Annotated in this window: 21 protein-coding genes, 1 tRNA gene and 2 pseudogenes; 16 read left to right on the top strand and 8 right to left on the bottom strand. The window is 72.6% G+C overall.

The genetic code is table 11. The features are described from left to right. Positions 1 to 115: 115 nt before the first annotated feature. The 4 genes from ACZ51I_RS09045 to ACZ51I_RS09030 form a co-directional block, all read right to left on the bottom strand. Complete coding sequence (locus tag ACZ51I_RS09045) at positions 116 to 1015, bottom strand: NAD(+)/NADH kinase (RefSeq protein WP_468872969.1); 900 nt, start codon at positions 1013 to 1015, stop codon at positions 116 to 118. After that, entirely contained in the window at positions 1012 to 2022 is a 1011-nt protein-coding gene (locus tag ACZ51I_RS09040) for an SPFH domain-containing protein (RefSeq protein ID WP_468872966.1), read from the bottom strand. The genes ACZ51I_RS09045 and ACZ51I_RS09040 overlap by 4 nt, the downstream gene beginning before the upstream one ends. Positions 2023 to 2101: 79 nt before the next feature. After that, on the bottom strand, positions 2102 to 3178 hold the full coding sequence (locus tag ACZ51I_RS09035; RefSeq protein WP_468872964.1) for a DMT family transporter: 1077 nt from the start codon (positions 3176 to 3178) through the stop codon (positions 2102 to 2104). After that, positions 3175 to 4038, bottom strand: a complete 864-nt coding sequence (locus ACZ51I_RS09030) for a phosphatase PAP2 family protein (RefSeq protein ID WP_468872961.1) — start codon at positions 4036 to 4038, stop codon at positions 3175 to 3177. Before ACZ51I_RS09030 ends, ACZ51I_RS09035 begins: the two co-directional genes overlap by 4 nt. Positions 4039 to 4188: 150 nt before the next feature. On the opposite strand from ACZ51I_RS09030, the gene ACZ51I_RS09025 reads away from it, so the two are divergent. Then, positions 4189 to 4791 carry a TetR/AcrR family transcriptional regulator gene (locus ACZ51I_RS09025; RefSeq protein ID WP_468872958.1) on the top strand — a complete coding sequence of 201 codons (603 nt, stop codon included), beginning with the start codon at positions 4189 to 4191 and terminating at the stop codon, positions 4789 to 4791. A 124-nt stretch (positions 4792 to 4915) separates the two neighbouring features. Then, positions 4916 to 5284, top strand: a complete 369-nt coding sequence (locus tag ACZ51I_RS09020; RefSeq protein WP_468872955.1) for a DUF488 domain-containing protein — start codon at positions 4916 to 4918, stop codon at positions 5282 to 5284. Positions 5285 to 5433: 149 nt separating this feature from the next. On the opposite strand, the gene ACZ51I_RS09015 is transcribed toward ACZ51I_RS09020, so the two are convergent. Continuing rightward, entirely contained in the window at positions 5434 to 5952 is a 519-nt protein-coding gene (locus ACZ51I_RS09015; protein ID WP_468872953.1) for a DUF309 domain-containing protein, read from the bottom strand. 122 nt (positions 5953 to 6074) lie between these two features. Between ACZ51I_RS09015 and ACZ51I_RS09010 the strand changes: the two are divergent. The 4 genes and pseudogenes from ACZ51I_RS09010 (at position 6075) to ACZ51I_RS08995 (ending at position 10633) form a co-directional block, all read left to right on the top strand. Beyond that, positions 6075 to 8833: pseudogene (locus tag ACZ51I_RS09010) on the top strand (ATP-binding protein). Positions 8834 to 8886: 53 nt separating this feature from the next. Further along, a tRNA-Pro gene (locus ACZ51I_RS09005) sits at positions 8887 to 8960 on the top strand. 452 nt (positions 8961 to 9412) lie between these two features. Continuing rightward, a complete protein-coding gene (locus tag ACZ51I_RS09000) occupies positions 9413 to 9667 on the top strand; it encodes a hypothetical protein (RefSeq protein WP_468872951.1) in 255 nt (84 codons plus the stop codon). 807 nt (positions 9668 to 10474) lie between these two features. Beyond that, positions 10475 to 10633: a hypothetical protein gene (locus tag ACZ51I_RS08995; protein ID WP_468872949.1), complete on the top strand. Its 159-nt coding sequence runs from the start codon at positions 10475 to 10477 to the stop codon at positions 10631 to 10633. Positions 10634 to 10810: 177 nt separating this feature from the next. On the opposite strand, the gene ACZ51I_RS08990 is transcribed toward ACZ51I_RS08995, so the two are convergent. Beyond that, complete coding sequence (locus ACZ51I_RS08990; RefSeq protein WP_468872947.1) at positions 10811 to 11239, bottom strand: arsenate reductase ArsC; 429 nt, start codon at positions 11237 to 11239, stop codon at positions 10811 to 10813. Between the two features lie 71 nt (positions 11240 to 11310). Here ACZ51I_RS08990 and ACZ51I_RS08985 point away from each other — a divergent pair, with 71 nt between their 5' ends. From ACZ51I_RS08985 to ACZ51I_RS08975, 3 genes and pseudogenes are all read left to right on the top strand, one after another. Beyond that, positions 11311 to 11619, top strand: coding sequence for an ArsR/SmtB family transcription factor (locus ACZ51I_RS08985; protein WP_468872945.1), 309 nt, complete (start codon positions 11311 to 11313; stop codon positions 11617 to 11619). Continuing rightward, positions 11616 to 12701 carry an ACR3 family arsenite efflux transporter gene (arsB, locus tag ACZ51I_RS08980; RefSeq protein ID WP_468872943.1) on the top strand — a complete coding sequence of 362 codons (1086 nt, stop codon included), beginning with the start codon at positions 11616 to 11618 and terminating at the stop codon, positions 12699 to 12701. Before ACZ51I_RS08985 ends, arsB begins: the two co-directional genes overlap by 4 nt. A 75-nt stretch (positions 12702 to 12776) precedes the next feature. Beyond that, positions 12777 to 13510 (top strand): annotated as a pseudogene (locus ACZ51I_RS08975) (FAD-dependent oxidoreductase); the annotation flags it as partial. Between the two features lie 729 nt (positions 13511 to 14239). On the opposite strand, the gene ACZ51I_RS08970 reads toward ACZ51I_RS08975, so the two are convergent. Next, positions 14240 to 14602: an ArsR/SmtB family transcription factor gene (locus tag ACZ51I_RS08970; RefSeq protein WP_468872940.1), complete on the bottom strand. Its 363-nt coding sequence runs from the start codon at positions 14600 to 14602 to the stop codon at positions 14240 to 14242. A gap of 198 nt (positions 14603 to 14800) precedes the next feature. Here ACZ51I_RS08970 and ACZ51I_RS08965 point away from each other — a divergent pair, with 198 nt between their 5' ends. The 7 genes from ACZ51I_RS08965 (at position 14801) to ACZ51I_RS08935 (ending at position 22294) form a co-directional block, all read left to right on the top strand. Then, entirely contained in the window at positions 14801 to 16162 is a 1362-nt protein-coding gene (locus tag ACZ51I_RS08965) for an NAD(P)-binding domain-containing protein (protein ID WP_468872937.1), read from the top strand. Between the two features lie 37 nt (positions 16163 to 16199). Then, a complete protein-coding gene (locus ACZ51I_RS08960; RefSeq protein WP_468872934.1) occupies positions 16200 to 16667 on the top strand; it encodes an ArsI/CadI family heavy metal resistance metalloenzyme in 468 nt (155 codons plus the stop codon). Positions 16668 to 17229: 562 nt separating this feature from the next. Next, entirely contained in the window at positions 17230 to 18756 is a 1527-nt protein-coding gene (locus ACZ51I_RS08955) for a Re/Si-specific NAD(P)(+) transhydrogenase subunit alpha (protein ID WP_468872931.1), read from the top strand. 1 nt (position 18757) lies between these two features. Continuing rightward, positions 18758 to 20176 carry a Re/Si-specific NAD(P)(+) transhydrogenase subunit beta gene (gene pntB / locus ACZ51I_RS08950; protein ID WP_468872928.1) on the top strand — a complete coding sequence of 473 codons (1419 nt, stop codon included), beginning with the start codon at positions 18758 to 18760 and terminating at the stop codon, positions 20174 to 20176. 64 nt (positions 20177 to 20240) lie between these two features. After that, positions 20241 to 20807 (top strand): HutD/Ves family protein, encoded by a 567-nt coding sequence (locus ACZ51I_RS08945; protein WP_468872926.1) that lies wholly within the window; start codon positions 20241 to 20243, stop codon positions 20805 to 20807. Positions 20808 to 20851: 44 nt separating this feature from the next. Then, on the top strand, positions 20852 to 22045 hold the full coding sequence (locus ACZ51I_RS08940; RefSeq protein WP_468872924.1) for an FAD-dependent oxidoreductase: 1194 nt from the start codon (positions 20852 to 20854) through the stop codon (positions 22043 to 22045). 75 nt (positions 22046 to 22120) lie between these two features. Further along, complete coding sequence (locus ACZ51I_RS08935) at positions 22121 to 22294, top strand: CsbD family protein (protein WP_358474512.1); 174 nt, start codon at positions 22121 to 22123, stop codon at positions 22292 to 22294. A gap of 62 nt (positions 22295 to 22356) precedes the next feature. Here the strand turns inward: ACZ51I_RS08935 and ACZ51I_RS08930 are convergent, their stop codons facing one another. Beyond that, a complete protein-coding gene (locus tag ACZ51I_RS08930) occupies positions 22357 to 23409 on the bottom strand; it encodes an SRPBCC family protein (protein ID WP_468872921.1) in 1053 nt (350 codons plus the stop codon). Between the last annotated feature and the right edge of the window lie 3 nt (positions 23410 to 23412).

The following is a 23412-nucleotide window of genomic DNA, read 5'->3' as shown; positions in this document are numbered from 1 at the left end:
CGCCAGGCGCCCGGGCAGAGCGCGCCGAGCATAACGGCGCGGCGTCCCCCGGGCCCGCCCGACCGAACGATTCCAGCCGCGCGGTGGACGGGGGTGCCGGCCTGCTCGTCCCCGCTCAGTGGACCAGGCGGAGGCGGGTGGAGGACGTGGTGAGATGGACCGTCTGGCCCCAGGTCAGTTCCAGGGCGTCCGACTCGACGCCGTCGCCGAAGGCGATCAGGCGGTCCGATTCGACCGTGAGGCTCAGGGCGGCGCCCGCGTCGAGGAGCCCCTCCACCCGGCTCGTGCCGGTCGTCGGCGACGGCCAGGCCTCGCGGACGAACCAGGCGAGCCGCGCGTCCGCCGGTCCTGGCAGGGCGAGCGTACTGGCGCGCTGCTCCCACAGGGACCGGAGCCAGCCCGTGGCGCCCGTGCCGGTGCCGACCAGGACGCCCGAGGAGGCCTGGGGCTCCGGCGGGGCCTCCGTGCCGTCGAGCCCGAGGGTGTAGCGAGCGGTCTGGTGGCCGGGGGGACCGACGTAGATCTCGTTCAGGGCGAGGAGCCGCTGCGCGTCGTCGGTGACCGCCTCGACCATCGTCAGCTCGTCGACCGCCGCCCCCGCCCCCGCCGCGTACGGGAGCAGCCGCCGCGCCCGGTCCGGCCGGTGCCGGACCAGGACGCCCGGGTTGCGCCCGGGGTCGGCGTCGATGCCGACGACGGGCTGCCCCGTGAGGTACTTCGCCGCGTTGGCGACCAGCCCGTCCTGCCCGACCACGACCACGACGTCCTCGGGTCCGAACAGGAAGCGGTCCAGATCGGCGCGCTCCACCCGGGTCTGGCGCCACGTCAGCGGCACCGCTCCCGCCACCTCGGAGAGCGCCCGCCTGGCGCGCTCGTGCCGCTCGCGCACCTCGTCGACCGAGCGGCCGCGCGCGGAGAGGAAGAACGAGGCCTGCCCGTGCGTACCGTGCCGGGCGAGCAACTCCTCGTACTCCGTGGTCCGGTGCACGAGCACCGCGCGCGGCGCGAGACTCACGGCCGCGCCCCTCCCTCGCCGCCCAGCCTGGCGAGCAGCCCGGTCAGCACGTCGGGGGAGAGCGTGAGGTGCTCGATGCGCGGCAGGTTCTCCGCCGCGCGGGTCACGGCCAGGGCGTGCAGGGTCGCCGGGTCGGCCTCCGCGTGTGCCCGCAGCCAAGCGGACTGCGCTCCGGCGCGGGCCTCGCCGACCTCCCGCGCCGCCTCCGCCTCGGCACGGGCGAGCCGTACCTTCCGTACGGCCTCGGCCTCGGCCCGTACCGCGTCGGCGGCAGCGTTCTCCTCGGCCTCCCGGCGGGCGTTGGTGCCGCGCTGCTCGACGAGCCGCTCCTCCTGCCGGGCGAGCTCGATCTTGCTGGCGAGCTCGTTCTCGGCGATGGCGCGTTCCCGCTCGACGGCGACCGCGCGCCGCTCGTACGTGGCCCGGTCGGCCTCCTGCTGGATCTGCTCGCGGGCGGGGGTCCGCAGGGCGCGCTCGACCTCCGGCTCGGGGCGGATCGCGACCACCCGGACCGCGACGACCTCGATGCCGGTGTCCGGAAGGCGGGGCTCGGCGGCGAGTCCGGCCGCGATGCGGTCCCGTACCGCCGCCACGCCGTCGACGAGCGCGGCGGCGAGCGTCGTGCGGGCCAGTACGTCGAGGGCGTGCTGCTGGGCGGTCTCGGTGAGGAGGGTGGCGAGCTGCTCCAGCGGGGCGCCGCGCCACGCGCCCGTGTCGGGGTCGATGGAGAAGTCCAGCCGGGTGGCCGCCGCGCCCGGATCGCCGATCCGGTACGTGACGGTGGACTGCACGCTCACGTCCTGGAAGTCGGCGGTGCGGGCGTGGAAGGCCATCGCGAGTTCGCGGTCGTTCACCGGCACCTCGGAGAGCGCGGCGGTGAGCGGCCGGAACCAGAAGCTCAGCCCTTCGCCGTCGTGGACGAGTCGGCCGCGGCGCTGGTGGCGGATGTGGGCGGTGGGCGCGGAGCGCAGATGGCGCCAGCCGGCCCGCCGGGTGATGTCGGCCATGGAAACCCCCTTGTCGTCATGTTGACGATAGGGGGTCTCGGGGTTGTCGTCAAGGTGACGAATTCTAAGAGGCTCGTCCTCACCCCGCGACCGGCGTCGGCACCGGCTCACCCTGCGGAGCGCCCAGATCGGTCGCGCGGGGCGAAGGCGCCGGTATGCCCGCGAGCAGCGCCCCCGCCTGCCCAGCCGGCGCGGGAGGCGTCGTCGGCACCAAGCTCGAAGCCCCGGACTCCACCGCCGACACCGGAGCCGTTGCGGCCTTTGTCGCCGGTACGGCCTCCGGCGCCGCCGGCCCGCCCTTCGTCAGCAGGATTACGCCCCGTGCCGCGACCAGCGAGGCGCCGGCCGCTACCAGCCAGCCCCAGGCGCCCGCCCGGAACGTCTCGCCGAGCAGGGCCACGCCGATCACCGCGGCGGCCGCCGGGTTGGAGAGGTTGACGACGGCGAGCGGCGCCGCGAGCCCGCCCCGATAGGCGGCCTGGGACAGCAGCAGGCCGCCGGTGGCGAAGCCGGATATCAGCACCGCGAGCAGCGCGGTCTGCCACCAGGTCGGTTCGGTGCCGGGCAGGTCGAGCGCGAGGGCCGCCGTCAGTGTCTGGGTGAGCGCCGAGGCGACGCCGGAGGCGATCCCGGACGCCGTGGCGTGCCCGAGTCCGCGTCCGGCCCGCCCGCCGTTCCCGTGGCGGCGGCCCGAGGCGAGGGCCGCGATCAGGAGCGCCGTCGCCGCGGCGACGGCCAGCGACTCGCGCAGGCTGAGCGCCTCGCCGGGGGCCGCGGGCCCGGTCACGGCCACGAGCCCGACCAGCCCGCCCAGGGTCCACAGCGCTCCGCGCCATTCCGTACGGGTCACCCGGCGGCGCGCGCAGTACGCCCCCAGCGGCAGCGCCGCCACCAGCGTCAGCGCGCCGAGCGGCTGCACCAGCGTCAGCGGCCCGTAGTGAAGGGCGGCCACGTGGGCGAGGGCTCCGGCCGCGTTGAGCCCGACCGCCCACCACCACTGCCCGCGGGCGAGGAGGGCGCGCAGCGCGCCGCGCCCGTCGGGGGTGGCGGGGGAGGCGGCGGCGAGCCGGGCCTGGGCGACGGCGGCGAGCGCGTACCCGGCGGCGGAGACGAGGGAGAGGAGCACCGCGAGCGCGGTGCCGGCGGCGGGGTTCATCGCAGGGCTCCGACCGTGAGGGGCGCCGCGCCGAGCGGGCGCGGTACGGGTGGGGGCGCCGTCCGGCGGCCGGGGGCGCGGACGGCGAGCAGCGCGAGGCCGAGGAGGGCGGCGGCGGCGAGCGCGTCGAACCAGTAGTGGTTGGCGGTGCCGACGATGACGAGCAGGGTGAGCAGCGGGTGCAGCAGCCAGAGCACCCGCCACCGGGAGCGGGTGGCGGCGATCAGGCCGATCGCGACCATCAGGGCCCAGCCGAAGTGGAGTGACGGCATGGCCGCGAACTGGTTGGCCATCGAGTCCGTCTCCGGCGTCGCCCCGTAGACCGAGGGGCCGTAGACGCGTGCCGTGTCGACGAGCCCGGAGGCGGCGAGCATCCGGGGCGGGGCGAGCGGCATCAGCAGGTGCAGCGCCAGCGCGGCGCCGGTGACGAGGGCCAGCACCCGACGCGACCACAGGTAGTGCGCGGGCCGGCGCCAGTACAGCCAGACCAGGAAGGCGAGGGTGGCCGGGAAGTGCACGGCCGCGTAGTACGTGTTGGCCGCCTGTACCAGCGGTTCGCCGTGCAGGAGCAGGTGCTGGATCGTTCCCTCGCCCGGCAGGTGGATCGCGCGCTCGGCGTCCCAGACGCGGTCGGCGTTCCGGAAGGCGCGGGTCTCGTGCCCGTTGGCGAAGAGCCGGCCGAACTTGTAGACGAGGAAGAGCGCGGTGACGAGGAGGAACTCGCGCAGGAGCGGAGGCCGCCCGGACCCGGGCCCGGCCTCCGGGGCGTCGGTCCCGTCGTGTCCGGCGGGGCCGGGGGTGGCGGGCGCCCCCGGTCCTGCGGGACGTCGTTCTCGTGTCCCGGGTATCCCGACAGCCATCGCGCGGCCCTCTAATCCGTCAAATCGCCAGCAAACGGAGTGAGCCTAGATCCGATTTCAGCGAGACGCAAGCGTCTCGATACGTTTGCGTCTCGATTGTGCACCCCCTACTCTCGTATGTGCAGAGACAGAGGTGTCCGGGAGGGATCGATGTCCACACAGGCCGCGACCGCGGCAGCCCGTCGCAGCAAGATCACGCCGGAGCGTGAGACGGAGCTCTACGACGCGGTGCTCCGCCTCCTCCGCGAAGGCGGCTACGACTCGGTGACCATGGAGGGCGTCGCCGCCCGCACCAAGTGCGGCAAGGCCACGCTCTACCGGCAGTGGGGCACCAAAGCGCAGCTCGTGACCGCCGCCCTCGCACAGCGCCGCTGCACCGTCTTCACGGGGATCGACACCGGCACCCTCGCCGGCGACCTGCGCGAGGCCGCCCGGGTCGCCGCCTCCCGCCGCGAGCGGGACGCCGAACTCATGGAGGCCGTCGCCCAGGCCTACATCCAGCACCCCGACCTGCGCGCGGCCCTGCGGGAGACCGTCATCGCCCCCGAGGTCGCGGCCATCGACGCCGTGGTGGCCCGCGCGGTCGAGCGCGGCGAGGTCGACGCCGACAACCCGGCGATCGGATTCGTCGCCCCCGGTTTCATGGGCATGCTCCGCGTCGAGCGGCTCTTCGAGGAGCGCTTCGCGGACGCCTCGGCCATACGCACCTTCGTCGACGCGGTCCTCCTCCCGGCCCTGGGCGTCGAGGGCTGAGCCGCCTCGCACGCCGCTCCGAGGGTCCCCTCGTGAGCCCCGCCCCCGCGCCGCGTCATGGCTCCCGTCCCCGCTCCGCGCGTCGTAGGAGGTCCGGCGCGCCCCCGTCCCGCACCCTGGAGGCATGGCCGCACGCACCCCCGCCGTCCGTGTCCGCCGCGTCTACGAGGAGCCGTCACCCGACGACGGCGTCCGCGTCCTCGTCGACCGGCTCTGGCCGCGCGGCCTCAAGAAGACGGACGCCCGCATCGACGAGTGGCCCAAGGCGCTCACCCCCTCCACGGAACTCCGCCAGTGGTACCACGGCCCCGAGGGCACGTACGAGGAGTTCTGCCGCCGCTACGAGGCCGAGCTCGACGCCCCGGACGCCGCCGCGGCGCTCGGCCGGCTCCGGGACCTCGCGGCCCGGGAGACCGTCACCCTCCTGACGGCCGCGAAGGACCCATCGGCCGGCCACACCTCCGTACTGCGCCGTGCCCTAGGGGCTGTCTGACGATTCCCGTCGGGTCCGGCCCGCCCGGCACGCACCCCCCCCGTAGCCCCTCCGGCACGCCGAAACGCCACGTAGCTCCGCTACTAGGGCGCCCCGATCGCACGCACCGCACGGCCCGGCCTGATCCGACGCCAATGGTCAGACAGCCCCTAGGGGCGTAGCCGGGGCGCCTGCGCGGCGGCGTCCACCTCGGCCCCGCCCTCCGTCCGCTCGGCCAACTCCCGCGCCCAGGCGACGAGTCCGCCGACATCGATCCCGTACGCGTCGGGGACCGGGCTCCCGCCGGCGAGGCGGTCCGCGCCCCGGCGCAGCAGCCTGGCCCCGCCCGCCGTGTTGCCACGGGCCGCGTGCGTCAGACCGACGGCGAGCTGCGCGAGCCCCCGCCAGAGGTCCCGCTCCGCCTCCGGGCCGGACTTCCAGGCGTCCTCGAAGACCTCGTGCGCGTGGAAGGGCATCCCGGCGTCGAGCAGCCGCTGCGCCTCGCGCACGGTCTCCTCGGGCCCGCGGACGACCCCCTCGGGCTGCCGGGGCACGCCCTCCGCCCCGTACGGCAGCGGACGACCGAGACCGTCGCGCGGACGGGCGTTGCGGGCACGCCCCTCCTCGTCGCGATCCCTGCCGCGCCCGTCAGCACGCTCGTCGTCTTGGTCACCCGTTGTCCGGTTCACCCGTCCATTGTCGCCCCACGGACGATCACGAGCGCTAGGCTCGACGGTCCGGCGCTGTTCCGGTCCGCGCGGGTGGTGCCGGACGCGTCATACCAACAGTTCGTGTGGGGAGTGAGTCACCGGTGCCGACCGATCCCGAACAGTCGCCGCCCGCAACGCCGTTCGCGCGGGCAGCCTCCGACGCGGAGCGTGGCGGCCTCCTCGAGCGCGGCTCGGAGCTCGCCGCGGCCGCGCACGCCGTCGACGAACTCGTCGCCGGGGCGACGGCGGGCGGCCCCGCCCGCGGCGGCATCCTCGTCTACCGGGGCGAGCCCGGCATAGGCAAGACCGCCCTCCTCGCCGAGATACACCGCACCGCCCGGGACCGATGCACCGTCCTGACCGCCCGGGGCGGCGAGACCCTCACCTCCGTCCCCTTCCACCTCACCCGCCAGCTCCTCCAGCCCGCCCTGGACGGCTTCGACGCCGACGAGGTGCGCGACCTCTTCGACGACCATTTCGACCTGCTCGCCCCGGCGCTGGGCATCGCCCCGCCGTCCTCGGACGCGCCCGCCGACCCGCAGGGCGTGCTGCTGGGCCTCGCCCGGCTCCTGGACCGTCTCGCGGACCGGCTCCGGGACCGGCCCCCGGTCCTCCTCGTGGACGACGTCCACTGGGCCGACGCCGAATCCCTGGCCTGGCTCGACGCCTTCACCCGGACCCGTCCCGACGGCCGGCTGCCCGTCCTCGTCGTCCTCGCCCACCGCCCGTTCGTCCGGGTGCCGCAGGGACCCGGCGCGCACGCGACGCTCGCCGCGCTCGCCGGCCGCGCCGTCCTCACCCTGGGCCTGAACGCCCTCACCTCCGGCGCCACCGCCGCCCTCGCCCGGGACGCGCTCGGCGAGCACGCGGACGAGCCGTTCTGCCAGGAACTGTGGACGGTGACCTCCGGCAACCCGTACGAGACGGTCGAGCTGCTCGCCAACGCCCGCGACCGGATGCTCGAACCCGTCGCCGGCTCCGCGGGCCTCCTCCGCGACCTCGGCGCCGCGGCCCGCGGCGGCGGACTCGTCGCCCGCCTGGAGGAGCTCGGCACCGGTCCGACCCGCCTCGCCTGGGCGACGGCGATCCTCGGCGCGGACAGCACGCCCGAACTCCTCGCGGCCCTCACCGGCACGAGCGCGCAGCAGGTCGCCGAGGACACCGAACGCCTCCGGGCCGCCAGGATCGTGTCGCCTGCGCCGACCGGCCGGAACGGTCTCGCCCTCGCGCCCGTCCCCCCGCTGGAGTTCACCCACCCCCTCATCGCGACCGCCGTGTACGGCTCCGTGCCCGCGGCGGTACGGACCGCCCTGCACGGACTCGCGGCCTGGGCGCTCACCGAGGCCGGCCACGGACCTGCCGCCGTCTCCCGCCACCTCCTCGAAGTCCACCCGGACGACGACCAGGACGTGGTGAGCCGGCTGCGGGCCGCCGCCGTCGAACACCTCGCCGTCGGAGCCCCCGACGCGGCCCGCCGCTGCCTGGAGCGGGCGCTCGCCGAACCGCCCGGCCCCGACACGTACGCCAGGGTCCTGTACGAACTCGGCTGCGCCTCCCTGCTGACCGCGCCCGCCGCCACCGTCCGCCATCTGCGCTCCGCGCTCGACCTGCCCGGCCTCGACGACGAACTGCGCATCGACGCCACCTACCGGCTCGCCCAGGCCCTCGCCCACAACAACCAGCTCCAGGAGGCCGCGCGCGCCGCCGCCGTCGAACACGCCCGGACGCCGCCCGGCACCGGCCGACGACGGCTCCAGGCCGCGCACTTCATGTACGAGGGGTTCCAGGCGGCCGAGGCGGACGGCCCGGACCGATCCCGCCGCCTCGCCGAGCTCACCGCGGGCTTCACCGGAGCCGACAACTCCGAACGGGCCCTCATCACCATCCGCGGCTTCGACGCGATGATGCGCGGCGAACCCGCCGCCGAGGTCGTACGGCTCTGCGACCTCGCCCTCGTCGACGGCGCGCCCGCCCGCGGCCTCGGCTGGACCGACCCCGTCTGGGGGTTCGAGATCCCGGCCCTCACCGGCATCGCGTACGCCTTCGCCGACCGTCCCGACCGGGCCGAGGCCCTCTTCACCGAGGCCGTCCGCGCCTTCGAGATCTCCGGCTGGAGCGGCGCCCACCTCGCCTTCGCCCACACCCTCCTGGGCCTGGTCCACCGCCGCCGCGGCAACCTGCCGCGCGCCCAGCAGCACCTGGAGGAGGGACTCCGGCTGGCCGACCGCGTCGGCGACGGCCTTCCCGTCCACTGGGACACCGCCTGCCTCCTCGTCGACACCCTCGTCGCCCGGGGCCGTACCGCCGAGGCGCGCAAGGTCGCCGACCGGTACGCCTTCGGCCCGCCCTGGCCCGGCGCCATCGTCCTGCCGGACGGCCCCAGCGTCCTCGGCCGGCTACTGCTCGCCGAAGGACGCGTCGACGAGGCCGTGTCCACCCTGGAGGGCGCCGCCGAGGCGCTGGCCGTCCGGGGCCGCCACCACATCGTCTGGGCGCCCTGGCCGCTCGACCTCGCCCGCGCCCTCGCGCCCACCGACCCGGACCGCGGGGCCCGGATCGCCCACGAGGCCCTCGGCCACGCGGAACGCCTCGGCACGCACACCGCCCTCGGCGAAGCCCTCCGCTGCCTGGCCCTCTTCGCCGACCCACCCGAGTCCCGCCGCCTCCTGGAGCGGGCCGTCGAGCACCTCGCCGCGTCGCCGTCCCGCTACGAGGAAGCCCGCGCCCGCCTCGACCTCGCGCACGCCACCGGCTCCACCGCCGCCCTCGCCGAGGCCACCGCCCTGGCCGCCACCTGCGGCGCCGACCTCCTCACCCCGACGCGGTGACAGCCCGTGCGTCATCCCGCCCTGCGGAGTGAGGTAATGTTTTCCCTGCACGCCGACGCGGGAGAAACCCCGCGGAGACGGGCATCGGGACGTGGCGCAGCTTGGTAGCGCACTTGACTGGGGGTCAAGGGGTCGCAGGTTCAAATCCTGTCGTCCCGACTGTGCGGAAACACAGGTCGGAGGCCGTTCTCTCATCCACGAGAGGACGGCCTTTGGTGCGTCCCGGGGCGTGGTGGTCGCAGTGTGGTCGCGCGCCCGGACTGGGGCCGGTTCGCCGTGGCACTGGTGGCGGGTGGCGGGTGGCGGGTGGTGCGGGGGAGCGGAGCTTGTGGAGGGCTTCGCGGAGGCGGTGGAGGTGGCCGCGCGGTGGCCCATACAGGCCGTATGCCAACCGATGATCACGCGATGGCCGCATCGTTCCTGGTCGGCTCCGTGAGGAGATCGCAAGATCAGGACGGAATATCGTCGCCCTCCACGTTGGCCGCCATCTCGCGCAGCACCTTGAGCGCGGCCACCTATGCTGCGTCGCTGATACCCCGGTGGACCGCGGCGCGTATCTCAGTAGCCAGCTCACGGATCCTCGCTCTGGCGATGTCCCCTGCATCTGTCAGGTGCAGTCGCTGCCCGTCATCGAGTCGGAGCCATTCGCGATGGAGCAACTGGTCGATGCCCCTGGCGATTTCGTGCGGTCCGTCGGCAAGGTGTGTCAGCTGCGCGACGACCTCCTCGCGACTCGGCGCCGCAGGGCCGCCGTTCACGCGGTTGAGTATCCGGTACTGCGGCTGCGTGACGTCGAACTGGCCATGGCCCCACGCAGATACCCGGTGACGGCGGCCTGGGTCAGACCGCACCAGCCGACCGGCTGAGTGGCCGGCATGTCATCGGCGGCGTGGGGGTTCGCCGGTGCCTGATCGGTGGGGTTCCGGTCAATGTCTCCATGATCGTGACTCTACGTTGCTCCCCGCGGTGAACAGTTGGAACGCGGTATTCGCTGCAACTCGCCCTGGGCGCACGTCGAAGCCGCCGACGGGGTGGCGTCCTTCTTGATGACGCCCCGGCCGCTCGCGTGCAGCGACCGTCGCTCGGTGGCCGGCTCCAGCCCCAGAGAGGCGAAGTCGATGGCCGGGTTCGGCGGCACGGCGTGCAGCGTCCCGGGAATCGGCCGCTTCTGCGGGAGTGGCAGAAAAAGGGGAGCTTTTCCGACCCTCCCGAACCCCGTTGCAGCCGGCAGCGGGGCATCGGGCGGGGCGGATGCGCACCAGCGTCCCCCGACCGTGATCGACCTGTCCCACCCGATCCGATGCACCGCCGATTTTCACTCGTTCGGCGGGCGTACGCGCTGGTTGTAAGGCGACGCATGCCCCTTGCCTTCACGGACGCCGAATGGTGGTCAGCCTGGTGCGGTACCGGCCGGGTCGGCCGGTGACATCGCGCTGGCGGCCCGGGCACGCGGCGGGCAGGGCAGGCTCCCCGTCGGCTCGGGGCTCGGGGCACACCGTCCGCCCGCACTGAGGCGCGGCGTGGCTGGCGCCGCCTGCGAGCCTACCCACCTGCGCAGTACGGGGCGGGAAACCGTGCCGACGGGACGCGGCGACATGCGCACTACGCCATTCGGTCCCATCCTGAGAAACAGCACCATCGGCCCCACAGGCCGGCCGCCCCAGGGAGGTCCCGTGGTCCTGCTCGCTCTGCTCGTGCCCGCCCTCATGGTGGCGTTCCTCTTCGCCACGGACGCCCTTCTGGAGCACCTCTTCCCCCGGCTGGCCGCGGATGACGACACGAGTCCTCCAGCCGACGACACGCGAACGCGCTCACCCCCGGGGCGCCGCTGAGGCTCGGCGGTTTCGTGCCCGATCGCCGCCCGCAGAGCCGCCGGCGAACATCGAGCTGCTGAAGGGCAGCGGCTTGAGCTGGGCGCGGGCGGTGCGGGGGGCGGCGGTGCATTCGGCGGGGCCGGAGCCTGTGACGATGGCCTCGGGACGACGCCCCGGTCCCCGCATTCGGTTCGGTCAAGGGAGTCGCGCCGCCCGCTTCGCGTCGATCTCGGCGATGAGGCCCTCGACCAGGACCTTGATCTCGTCACGGATCGGCCGGACGGCCTCGACGCCCTGGCCGGCCGGGTCCTCCAGGGCCCAGTCCAGGTAGTTCTTGCCGGGGAAGACCGGACAGGCGTCGCCGCAGCCCATGGTGATGACGTAGTCCGACGCCTGGACGGCCTCGGTGGTCAGCACCTTCGGCCTCTGGTCAGAGATGTCCACCCCGACCTCCCTCATCGCCTCGGCCGCCGCCGGGTTGACCTGGTCGCCCGGAACCGAACCCGCGGAGCGGACCTCGACGCGGTCGCCTGCCAGCCGGCGGAGGAATCCGGCGGCCATCTGGGAGCGACCGGCGTTGTGGACGCAGACGAAGAGCACGGAGGCGAGCGGAGCGGTGGTCATCGGTTCTTCCTTGCGGGCAAGAGGTCAGACCCGGCTGGTATCAGCGGCGAGTGATGTGAAAATATCAGTCCATGATGACGTCAGTCGACACTGATCTGATCCGGGTTCTGGCCGATCCCCTCAGGCTCCAGGTCGTGACCCTGCTCGCCCGCGAAACCCTCTGCACCACCCACCTCGTCGAGGAGACGGGCGCCAAGCAGACCAACCTCTCCAACCACCTCCGCGTGCTGCGCGAGGCCGGTGTGGTGGAGACCGAGCCATGCGGTCGCTTCACGTACTACCGCTTGAAGCCGGACGTCATCGCCCAGCTCGCGGCCCAGTTCGCCGACCTGGCCGAGTCCGCCCGTTCAGCTGCCGAGAACAAGAGGGCCTGCCCGTGACCCCCACCCAAGCGCCCGCGCCGGCGGCGGACTCCTCGGTCGTCGCGAGGCTGTCGACGCTCGACCGCTTCCTCGCCGTCTGGATCCTCCTTGCCATGGGCCTCGGCCTCGGGCTCGGGCGGCTGATCCCCGGCCTGAACGACACGCTGGCCAAGGTCGAGATCGGTGGCATCTCGCTGCCCATCGCCGTCGGCCTGCTGATCATGATGTACCCGGTCCTCGCCAAGGTCCGGTACGACAGGCTCGACGCCGTCACCGGCGACCGGAAGCTCATGGTCTCGTCGCTCGTCATCAACTGGATCCTCGGTCCGGCGCTCATGTTCGCCCTCGCCTGGATCTTCCTGCCGGACCTTCCGGAGTACCGCACCGGCCTGATCGTCGTGGGCCTGGCGCGCTGCATCGCCATGGTGATCATCTGGAACGACCTGGCCTGTGGCGACCGCGAGGCGGCCGCCGTCCTCGTCGCGCTGAACTCGGTCTTCCAGGTCGTCGCCTTCGGGGTCCTGGGCTGGTTCTACCTCGACCTGCTGCCCGGCTGGCTGGGCCTCGGCGAGGGCAAGAGGCTCGACGTCTCGATGGGGGAGATCGCCCTGAACGTCGTCATCTTCCTCGGCGTTCCGCTGGTGGCCGGATTCCTCACCCGCCGGATCGGTGAACAGCGGATGGGCAGGGAGTCGTACGAGGCGAAGTTCCTGCCGAAGACCGGACCGTGGGCGCTCTACGGACTGCTCTTCACGATCGTCATCCTCTTCGCCCTCCAGGGGAAGACCATCACCTCCCAGCCGTCGGACGTCGCGAGAATCGCGCTGCCGCTCCTCGTCTACTTCGCGGTCATGTGGTTCGGCACCTTCGCCCTCGGCAAGGCCATCGGCCTGAACTACGACCGCACCGCAACGCTCGCCTTCACCGCCGCCGGCAACAACTTCGAACTCGCCATCGCCGTCGCCATCGCCACCTTCGGCGTCACCAGCGGACAGGCCCTCTCCGGAGTCGTCGGCCCCCTCATCGAGGTCCCGGTCCTGGTCGCGCTCGTGTACGTGTCGCTGGCCTGGCGGAAGAAGTTCGCCCACGCCCAGCGGTAGCCCCGCCGTATCGCTACTGTGCGGCTCACCCCTCCGACCGGGCGAGGCGCGGCCGGATGAAGGGAAGTCGAGGAGATGAGCAAGGCACTTGACGTCGTCGTCATCGGTGGCGGTCAGGCGGGACTTGCCGCCGGTTATCACCTGCGGCGCTTCGGCGGCCTCGACTTAGCTGTCCTGGACGCTCAGCCCACCCCGGGCGGTGCCCGGCAGCCCACGTGGGACTCGCTGCACCTCTTCTCGCCGGCCGCGTACTCGTCCCTGCCCGGTCGCCCCATGCCGCCGCAACAGGGGGAGACCTACCCCGACACAGCCCACGTCGTCGAGTACCTGGCCGACTACGAGCAGCGGTACGAGCTTCCGGTCCACCGGCCCGTTCGCGTTCAGGCGGTCCGCCGCGACGGCGAGCGCCTTCACGTCGAGACCGACTCCGGTACGGGGCGCGCCCGCGCCGTCGTCAGCGCCACCGGAACGTGGTCACGGCCGTTCCTTCCCTCCGTCCCGGGACGCGACGCCTTTCGGGGGCGGCAGCTCCACACCGTCGAGTACCGCACGCCGGGTGAGTTCGCCGGCATGCGGATCATCGTCGTCGGAGGCGGGAACTCCGGAGCGCAAAGGCACAGCCGATGTTCACGCGGCTGACGAGGACCGGCGTCGAATGGGCCGACGGTACGCGGGCCGACGCCGACGGGATCATCTGGTGCACCGGCTTCCGCCCCGCTCTCGCCCACCTCGCCCCGCTCGGACTCAGGGGGCCTCGCGGACACATCCCCACCCAGGGCACGGAAGCCGCCGGAGAGCCCCGCCTTCATCCCTCGCCTGCCGGATGCCGATACCCGGATTCACCGTGCGATCTTGTCTGCTCGTATGGTGTCCGCCTGGCAACTCCGTCGGCGGGCATACCGATCGAGGACGTGAACGAGGAGCGCTGTGTGCCCTGCTCTGCCTGGCGCGGCTGATCGACCGCGACGAAGTCAAGGCGCTTACCGCCCAGTTGAAGGCGATGGCTGACCAGACTCGTCTGCGGACCATCCACCTCATCGACCGGGCACCGGCCGGAGAGCTCTGTGTCTGTGACCTGACGGTGTCGCTCGCGACACCTGGGTGCACTACCGTCCTGCGCCGGGCGTCCTGGCCTCGCGGGGCGCGTTTCTCGCCGGCACCGAGAAGGCCGGCAAGGAGGATCACTCTCTGGCGACCCGGCCCTCCCGACGTTCGGCGCCGCCGCCCCTGACTCGGGCTGCGGCGCGGTTCGGCCGTAACGTGCCTGCGTGCTTGGGCGCGTCCAACTGCCGCCCCGCAGGCGGAGGCGACGGTCTCGAAGAAGGCGTTGCCCTCGCCGATGCCGGCCTAATGGATCGCTCCATGAGAACGGGGTCGGTGGCACGGCCCCGCGCGTGAACGGACAAGCGAATCTCCCGGGCGGTCGAACTCGGGGAAGATCACGACGTGCCCAGCGCGTCGGCCGCGCGACGCGCGGTTCGCCCACGAGCGACGTCACGTGACGGCGCCCGCGGCACCACGGCGACCGCGAAACGAGGTCAGGCCGAGGCTGCCTTGGTGAGGAGGGCTCCCATGGCCGCGAGGACAGTGGGCTCGACGCGGTAGTAGACCCAGGTGCCGCGCCTTTCCGAGGAGAGCAGCCCGGCTTCCTTCAGCTTCTTCAGGTGGTGGGACACCGTGGGCTGGGAGACGCCGACGTCGGAGATGTCGCAGACGCATGCCTCCCCGCCCTCGTGCGAGGCGACGGAGGAGAAGAGCCGCAGCCGGACCGGATCGCCCAGCGCCTTGAACAGGGGAGCGGTCCGCTCGGCCTCCTCGGCGGTCAGCGGCCGCTCGTTCAGAGGCGGGCAGCAGGGCGCCATCTCGGGCTCCAGCACCGGCAGCGACTTCGCATTCGACATGTATCTATGTTGACACATGTCGAACCAGGAGTCCGGTCGCCGGGGAGGGCGGTCGGCGGACCCGACGTGCGAGCGCAGGCCCGGTCCGGGGGTGATACCCGCCTTGATTAGATAAATGTCTATGTTGACGCTTGTCTAATCAAGTGCCATACTGAAGGCACACGAGATCGACAAACGTCGAATCAAAGGGGAAGAGTCGTGAACGTCACCGACCAGCTGCCCGTCGCGGTCATCGGAGCCGGACCTGCCGGTCTGGCCGCTGCCGCGCACCTCGTCGACCGGGGGCTGGAGCCCCTGGTCCTGGAGGCCGGCACCCAGGCGGGAGCGGCTGTACGGGAGTGGTCCCACGTGCGGCTCTTCTCGGCGTGGGGCGAGGTCACCGACCCGGTTGCCGAGAAGCTCCTGGCCGCGACCGGCTGGGTGAAGCCCGATGGGGACACGTATCCGACCGGCGGAGACTGGGCGGCCGACTACCTTCAGCCGCTCGCGGACGTCCTCGGCGACAGGATCCGGCTCGACGCCCGGGTCACCGGCGTCTCCCGCACCGGACGCGACCGCGTCGTCGACGCCGACCGCGCGCAGCAGCCCTTCACCGTGCACGTCCGCTACGGCGACGGACGCGAGGAGCGTGTCCTCGCCCGGGCCGTCATCGACGCCTCAGGTACGTGGTCCACCCCGAGCCCGGTCGGCGGCGACGGCCTCCCGGCCCTCGGCGAGGGCGCGGCGGCCGACAGGATCTCCTACCGCGTTCCCGACCTCAAGGACCCCGCCGTGCGGGCCCGATATGCCGGCAAGCGCACTGCCGTCATCGGCTCCGGAGCCTCCGCCTTCACCGCGCTCGCCTCGCTCGCCGCTCTCGCGAAGTCCCAGGACGGCGCGGACACCCGTGTGACCTGGATCCTGCGGCGCGCCATCTCCGGCGACACGTTCGGTGGGGGCAGCGCCGACCAGCTCCCCGCCCGTGGCGCCCTCGGCCTCGCGGCGAAGGCCGCGGTCGACGAGGGGTACGCGAAGCCCGTCACCGGCTTCCGCACGGACGCGATCGAGCGCGACGGCGAGCGCCTGATCCTGGTCGCCGAGGACGGCCACCGGCTCGACCCGGTCGACGAGATCATCGTCCTGACCGGCTTCCGCCCCGACCTGACCTTCCTCGACGAACTGCGCCTGGGTCTCGACGACCGCCTCCAGGCCCCCGTCGAACTCGCTCCGCTCATCGACCCGAACCAGCACTCCTGCGGAACCGTCTACCCGCACGGGGTGAAGGAGCTGTCGCACCCGGAGGAGGGCGTGTACCTGGTGGGGATGAAGTCCTACGGCCGCGCGCCGTCCTTCCTCGCCCTCACCGGCTACGAGCAGGTTCGCTCCGTGGTCGCCGCCCTTGCCGGTGACCGTGAGTCCGCCGAGCGCGTCGAGCTCGTACTCCCCGAGACCGGGGTGTGCGGCGGCGCCGGCCTCTTCGACCAGTCCGCCGACACCGAGACCGGAGGCGGCGGCTGCTGCGCGACCCCGGTCGCCCTCCAGGTCGGCGTCGGCGTTCCGGCCGCCTCCGGCGGCTGCTGACCCTGCCTCATCCACCCACCCGCGGCTGGAGGACACGATGTCCCGCGTACAGCTCGCCCTGCGCGTTCCCGACCTGGCGGCGTCCGTCGCCTTCTACACGAAACTCTTCGGCGCCGAGCCGGCCAAGCTCCGTGAGGGCTACGCCAACTTCACCGTCGCGGAACCGCCGCTCAAGCTCGTCCTCGTCGAAGGCGCCGCGAACGAGGACACCCGCATGGACCACCTCGGCGTGGAGGTCGACACCACCGAGGCGGTCCACGCCGCCACCGCCCGCCTGACTGAGGCCGGTCTGCCGACGACGGAGGAGAGCGACACCACCTGTTGTCACGCCCTCCAGGACAAGGTGTGGGTCCACGGCCCCGGCCGCGAACCGTGGGAGGTGTACGTGGTCAAGGCCGACACCGGCACCCTGGCCAGGCAACAGGGCAGTACCTGCTGCGAAGGCACGGGGGCCACCGTCGACGACGAGGCGGGTGAACCGGTCGCCGCCACTGGATGCTGTTGATCTCTCGATGACCCGACCTTCACCCCCGCGGAGCCGCGACCGGAGCAGGGGGCCGGTCGCGGCCCCGCGCCGTCCCGCCCGCGCTCTGCACCCAGATCACCGGTCGGGGCATCGTCCGCTACGCCTTGGCGGCAACCTCGCGCGCGCGGAAGGGCTGCGTTCGACGGACGACGCCCGCCCCTCCACCGACGCCGTCCGGGACGCGACTCCGAACGCTTCGGGGGCTGGATGCCTCGTGGCGGCCGTGTCGTTCGCCGTCCCTCATGTCCTCTCTCAGGAGCGGCTGGACCTGGGCATGATCGGTGTGCGGGCGCGCTGCGGGCACGGGGGGCTCGCCCCACGAGGGCTTCCCCAACGGCGCCTCGACCGTTTTGGGGGCATGTGGGACCCACGCACCGGGGTCCGGGTTTGTCGAGTGTTGCGTGTGCCTCACCGGTGGGTGCTGTTCAAGCTGAGCTCTCGGCCGCCAAGCTGAGCGGCGTGCTCCGGATCAGGGGCGCGCTTTTCTGATCTTGTTGAGAACACGCCGTTGACAGCCACAGCAGCGAAACGGAGAACACTCGTGATCGTCGGAGTCCTCAAGGAAGTGCGGGCGGGTGAGAGTCGTGTGTCCGCCACGCCGGCCACGATCCAACAGATCCGCAAACTGGGGTACGAGGTCGTCGTCGACCCGGGCGCGGGTGCCGCGGCGGGCTTCACCGACAGCGCCTACGAGGCCGCCGGCGCCACCGTCGGCGACGCTACGGCCGCCGACGTGGTGCTCGCGGTCAACGCCCCCACCCCGTCGCAGCTGGACCGGGTACGGCCGGAGGCGACGGTGATCGCCCTGTTCGCGCCGGCCTTCGACCCCGCGATGGTCGAGGACCTGGGCCGTCGGCCGTTCACCGCGCTGTCGATGGACGCCGTGCCGCGCATCAGCCGGGCGCAGTCGATGGACGTCCTGTCGTCGATGGCGAACATCGCCGGCTACCGGGCGGTGGTGGAGGCCGCGCACGAGTTCGGGCGCTTCTTCACCGGCCAGGTGACGGCGGCGGGCAAGGTGCCGCCGGCGAAGGTCCTCGTCGCGGGCGCCGGTGTCGCGGGCCTCGCGGCGATCGGTACGGCCGGGTCCCTCGGTGCGGTCGTGCGGGCGACCGACCCGCGTCCGGAGGTCGCCGACCAGGTCCGGTCGCTGGGCGGCGAGTACCTGTCGATCGAGTCTCCCGAGGTCGAGGTCTCGGCGACGGGCTACGCGAAGGAGATGGGCGACGACTACAAGGCGCGCGAGGTCGAGCTCTACGCCGCGCAGTGCCGCGAGGCCGACATCGTCATCACCACCGCGCTCATCCCGGGGCGCCCGGCGCCGACGCTGATCACCGCCGAGATGGTGGCGAGCATGAAGCCGGGTTCGGTGATCGTCGACATGGCGGCCGCCAACGGCGGCAACGTCGTCGGCACCGTCAAGGGCGAGAAGGTCGTCACGGAGAACGGCGTGACGATCATCGGCTACACGGACCTGGCGGGCCGGCTGCCGGCGCAGGCCTCGCAGCTCTACGGCACGAACCTGGTGAACCTCCTCAAGCTGATGACGCCGGAGAAGGACGGCCGCCTGGTCCTCGACTGGGACGACCCGGTGCAGCGCTCGATCACCGTCGTCCGCGCGGGCGAGTCGGCGTGGCCGCCTCCGCCGGTCCAGGTCTCCGCGGCCCCGGCCCCCGCGCCCGCGGCGGCCGCGACGCCGCCCGCGCCGAAGAAGACGCCGATGACGGCGCGGGGGAAGTTCGGCGGGGTCGCCCTGGGTGCGCTGGCGCTGTTCCTCGTCGCGGGGTTCGCCCCCGCGGCGCTGCTGCCCCACGTGACGGTCTTCGTCCTCGCGATCGTGATCGGCTACTACGTGATCGGGCACGTGCACCACGCCCTGCACACGCCGCTGATGTCGGTGACGAACGCGATCTCCGGGATCATCGTCGTCGGCGCGCTCCTGCAGATCGGCCACGCGAGTACGGCGGTCACGGTGCTGTCGTCGGTGGCGATCCTTCTGGCCAGTATCAATGTCTTCGGCGGCTTCGCGGTGACGCGTCGCATGCTCGCCATGTTCAACCGGAGCTGACATGTCTGCGACCCTCGCCGCACAGGCGGCCTACCTTGTTGCCGCGCTGCTGTTCATCCTGGCGCTGGCAGGACTCTCCAAGCACGAGTCGGCACGGCTCGGCAACGCGTTCGGCATGCTCGGCATGGGCGTCGCGCTCGTCGCCACGGTCGTGCTCGCGGTGGACGGCGACGTCAGCACCGCCGGCCTCGGTCTGATGGCCGTCGCGATGCTGACCGGCGCCCTGATCGGTCTGCAGCGAGCCCGCGGTGTCGAGATGACCGGCATGCCCGAACTGATCGCGCTGCTGCACTCCTTCGTCGGTCTGGCGGCCGTACTGGTCAGCTGGAACGGCTTCCTCAACGTCGAGCACGACCCGGACGGCCACGAGGCCGAGGCCCTGGACGCGCTCGGCACGCTGGGCATCCACCACGCCGAGGTGTTCATCGGCCTGTTCATCGGCGCGGTGACCTTCACCGGCTCGATCGTGGCGTACCTGAAGCTCTCGGCGAAGATCGACTCCAAGCCGCTGGTGCTGCCGGGCAAGAACGCCCTCAACCTCGGCTCGCTGGTCCTGTTCGTGGCCCTGACGGTGTGGTTCGTGATCACGCCGGAACTCTGGCTGCTGATCACCGTGACCGTCCTCGCGCTGGCCCTCGGCTGGCACCTGGTCGCCTCGATCGGCGGCGGCGACATGCCGGTCGTGGTCTCCATGCTCAACAGCTACTCCGGCTGGGCCGCGGCCGCCTCCGGCTTCCTGCTCGGCAACGACCTGCTGATCGTCACGGGCGCGCTGGTCGGCTCCTCAGGTGCCTACCTCTCGTACATCATGTGCAGGGCGATGAACCGCTCGTTCCTCTCGGTCATCGCCGGCGGCTTCGGCATCGAGGCACCCTCGGGTGGAGACGTCGACTACGGCGACCACCACGAGATCACCGCCCAGGGCGCCGCCGAACTCCTGGGCTCGGCCCGGTCGGTGATCATCACGCCCGGCTACGGCATGGCCGTCGCGCAGGCGCAGTACCCGGTCGCCGAACTCACCTCGAAGCTGCGCGCGAAGGGCGTCGACGTACGGTTCGGCATCCACCCGGTCGCCGGCCGCCTGCCCGGCCACATGAACGTCCTGCTGGCCGAGGCCAAGGTGCCGTACGACATCGTGCTCGAAATGGACGAGATCAACGAGGACTTCGCCAAGACCGACGTCGTCCTCGTCATCGGCGCCAACGACACGGTCAACCCGGCCGGTGCCGAGGACCCCGGCAGCCCGCTCGCCGGCATGCCGGTCCTCACGGTCTGGGAGGCGGACAAGGTGATCGTGTTCAAGCGCTCGATGGCCTCCGGATACGCGGGCGTACAGAACCCGCTGTTCTTCAGGGAGAACACCTCGATGCTCTTCGGCGACGCGAAGGCACGGGTCGAGGACATCGTGGGCGCCCTCTGAGGGACCTATCGTGGTCGGGGCCGGGGTGATCCGCACCCCTGCCGCACGCAGCTCAGGAGCCCGTATGCACCGGTTCGATGTCGAGGATCTGGCGGCGGGCCGGTGGCGCAACGGCGGGGGTGCCACTCGGGAGATCGTCTCCCGGCCGGAGGGCGCCACGGAGTTCCAGTGGCGAGCGAGCGTGGCCGACATCGACCGGGACGGGCCGTTCTCGGCGTTCCCCGGGGTCGACCGGACGCTCACCCTCCTGGCCGGCGACGGCGTGCGGCTGACGGCCCCCGGGGCGTTCGACCGGACGGCGCGCGCGGGAGAGCCCCTCGGGTTCCCCGGTGACCTGGAGTTGGCCGCCGAACTCCTCGGGGGTGCCTGCCGGGTGCTCAACGTCATGGTGCGACGCGGCCGCCGGGCGGCGCGGGTGGACCGGGTCACCGGGCCCGTCGTACCGCCCGACGGCCACGCCGGGGTGTTCTCCGTGGTGCGCGGCCAGTGGCGGCCCGGCGCCGAGGGCCGCCCTCTGGCCGCCGGACAGGGCGTGTGGTGGGACGAGGACGATGCGGCGCCGGGCCGGGCGATCACACCGCTCTCGGCCGACGCCGTCGGCCTCTGGGCGGACATCGCGCCCACGACATGAGTACGGGCCCGTCGGCGAGCGCCCCGACCGGAGAGAGAGGTTCCGTGCCGACACGTCGCGCGGTAGTGGTCGGCGCGGGAATAGGCGGCCTCACGGCCGCGGCGGCACTCCACCGCCGCGGCTGGCACGTCACCGTCTGCGAACGCGCCCCCGAACCCGCCGCCACCGGCGCCGGCATCGGCCTCGCGCCCAACGCGCTGCGCGCACTCCACGCCATCGGCGTCGACGTCACCCGGGTCACCGGCAGCGCCGTGCCCGCCACGATGGGAGTACGCCGCTCCGACGGCCGGTGGCTCGTCCGGACAGCCACCGTCGATATGGCGGTGCGGTACGGGATGCCTCCTCTCGCCGTCCCGCGGCCGGCCCTCGCCCTCGCCCTCTCCGCCGCCCTGCCCGTGGAGGCTCTCCGCCTCGGCACCGTCGTGACCGCCATCGACGACGCAGCGGGCCACCCGGTCGTTCGTACGGAAGAAGGTCCGGGCCTCCCGGCCGATCTGGTCGTCGCCGCCGACGGGATCCACAGCCCCCTGCGGCGCGCCTACTTCCCCGCCCACCCCGGCCCGCGCTACCTCGGCGAGGTAGCCTGGCGGGCCCTCGTGGAGGCCCCCGGCCTGCGGATCCGGGACATGAGCGAGACCTGGGGGCGCGGCGAGCGGTTCGGCGTGACCCCGCTCTCCGACGGCCGTTTCTACCTCTACGCCACCGCGGCCGTCCCGGCCGGCACACGGCCGGCCGACCCCCGCGCCGAACTCCGCCGACGCTTCGGCTCCTGGCACGACCCGATTCCGGCCCTGCTCGACCGCGTCGACCGTCTGGCCCCCGCCGATGTCCTCCACCACGACCTCCACGAGCTGGCCGCCCCGCTCCCGCGGCTGCACCACGGGCGGATCGCCTGGCTCGGCGACGCCGCCCACGCCATGGCCCCGAACCTCGGCCAGGGCGGCTGCCAGGCCGTCGAGGACGCGGTCGTGCTCGCCCACCTGCTGCCCGCCGGGGACGGCGCTGACGGGGCCGACGGCATCGCGGCTGCCCTCTCCGCGTACACCGACGCCCGCCGCGACCGCACCGACGCCGTGCGCGTCCGCGCCCGCCGCGTGGGCCGTCTGGGCGCCCTCCGGCACCCGCTCGCCGTGGCCGCCCGCGACCTGGCGGTCCGTGCCACCCCCACGCGGCTGGCATTGCGCGGCATGGACGACCTGTTCGACGGCTTCCGTCTGCCGGGGCGACCCGTGGAGTGAGACCGCCCCGTTATGGGCGCTTCGCCCGTGTTTCCTGGGGTAACGGACCAATAGCACCCTTGGGAGGTGACTGGGATGGCCACTGGGAAAAAGGCCAAGAACATGGGCAAGACGGTCAAGGGCAAGACGAAGGAGGTCACCGGCAAGGCCGTCGGCAACGAGAGCCTGGAGGCGAAGGGCCGCGCCGAGCAGGCCGCGGGCGACGCGAAGCAGGCCGCGCAGAAGGCCAAGGACGCCCTCAAGCACTGATCCTTGACAATGGAGAAGGCCGGCGGCGCGAGCCGTCGGCCTCTCCTTGTCCCGCCCGGTGTTCAGCGCCGACGGCCTGCCCGGCGGGGTTCCTCGTCCTCCTCCTCGTCTTCCTCCTCGTACTCGTCCTCGTCCTGGTCCTCGTACTCGTCTCCGTCCTCCTCTTCGTCCGCGTCCTCATAGGCGTCCTCGTCGTCCTCCTCTTCCTCCTCGTCGGGGTACTCCTCCCCTTCCTCTGCCTGCTCTTCGCCTTCTTCCTGCTCTTCACCGTCCTGCTCTTCGCCCTCTTCCTGCTCCTCGCCCTCTTCCTCTACGGCTTCCTCGTGGGTGCGGACGACCTCGCCGTCCTGGATCTCCCCGCGCCAGCCTTCCGGCTCCTCGGTGCCGAGGGTGACGAAGCGGCCGAAGTTCTTCAGGTCCAGGCGCATGCGCCGGCCCTGGGCCCGCCACAGGTTGCCCGTCTTCTCGAAGAGCCCGGCCGGGTAGTACTCCACGACCAGGAGGATCCGCGTGAGGGAGGGGGCGAGTTCGTGGAAGCTCACGCATCCGCGCGTGGAGCCCTTGGGGCCTTCTGACGTCCAGACGATCCGCTCGTCGGGTACCTGTTCCTGGACGGTGGCCTTCCAGCCGCGGGTGGACGGGCCGACCTTGACCTTCCAGTCGGTGGTCGTCTCGTCACCTTGCGAGACGCTCCGCACACCCTTCGCGAAGCTGCTGAAGTTCTCGTACTGCGTCCAGTGGTCGTAGGCGGTTCGCAGAGGTACGCCGACGTCGAGGGTCTCGACCATGTTCATGGCCTTGCCCCCGCTCTTGCGGTTCTTCTTCTTGCCGCCGAACAGTCCCGAGCCGGCGTCCTTGACCTTGTCCTTGAGCCCGCTGAACGCCTGACCGAGCACGGCCTTCGTCGGGGAGTCGCCCTTGAGCAGGCGGCCGCCGAGGCCCGCGAGCTGGCCGCCGTTCTCGGCGACGTCGTTGAGCCCCTCGGTCAGGTCGCTCACCTTGTCCACGGCCTTGTCCGCGAGGTGTTCGGCCTGCGTGGACAGAAACGCGGACGCTTCCTCCATCAGCCGGTCGAACCCGGACTTGTCGCCGTCGGTCGCACGATTGGTGGCCATGGT

This window comes from Streptomyces sp. NPDC034084, assembly GCF_055575535.1.
Note: the sequence above shows the minus strand (reverse complement) of the source record. Positions and strands in the feature narration are given on the sequence as shown.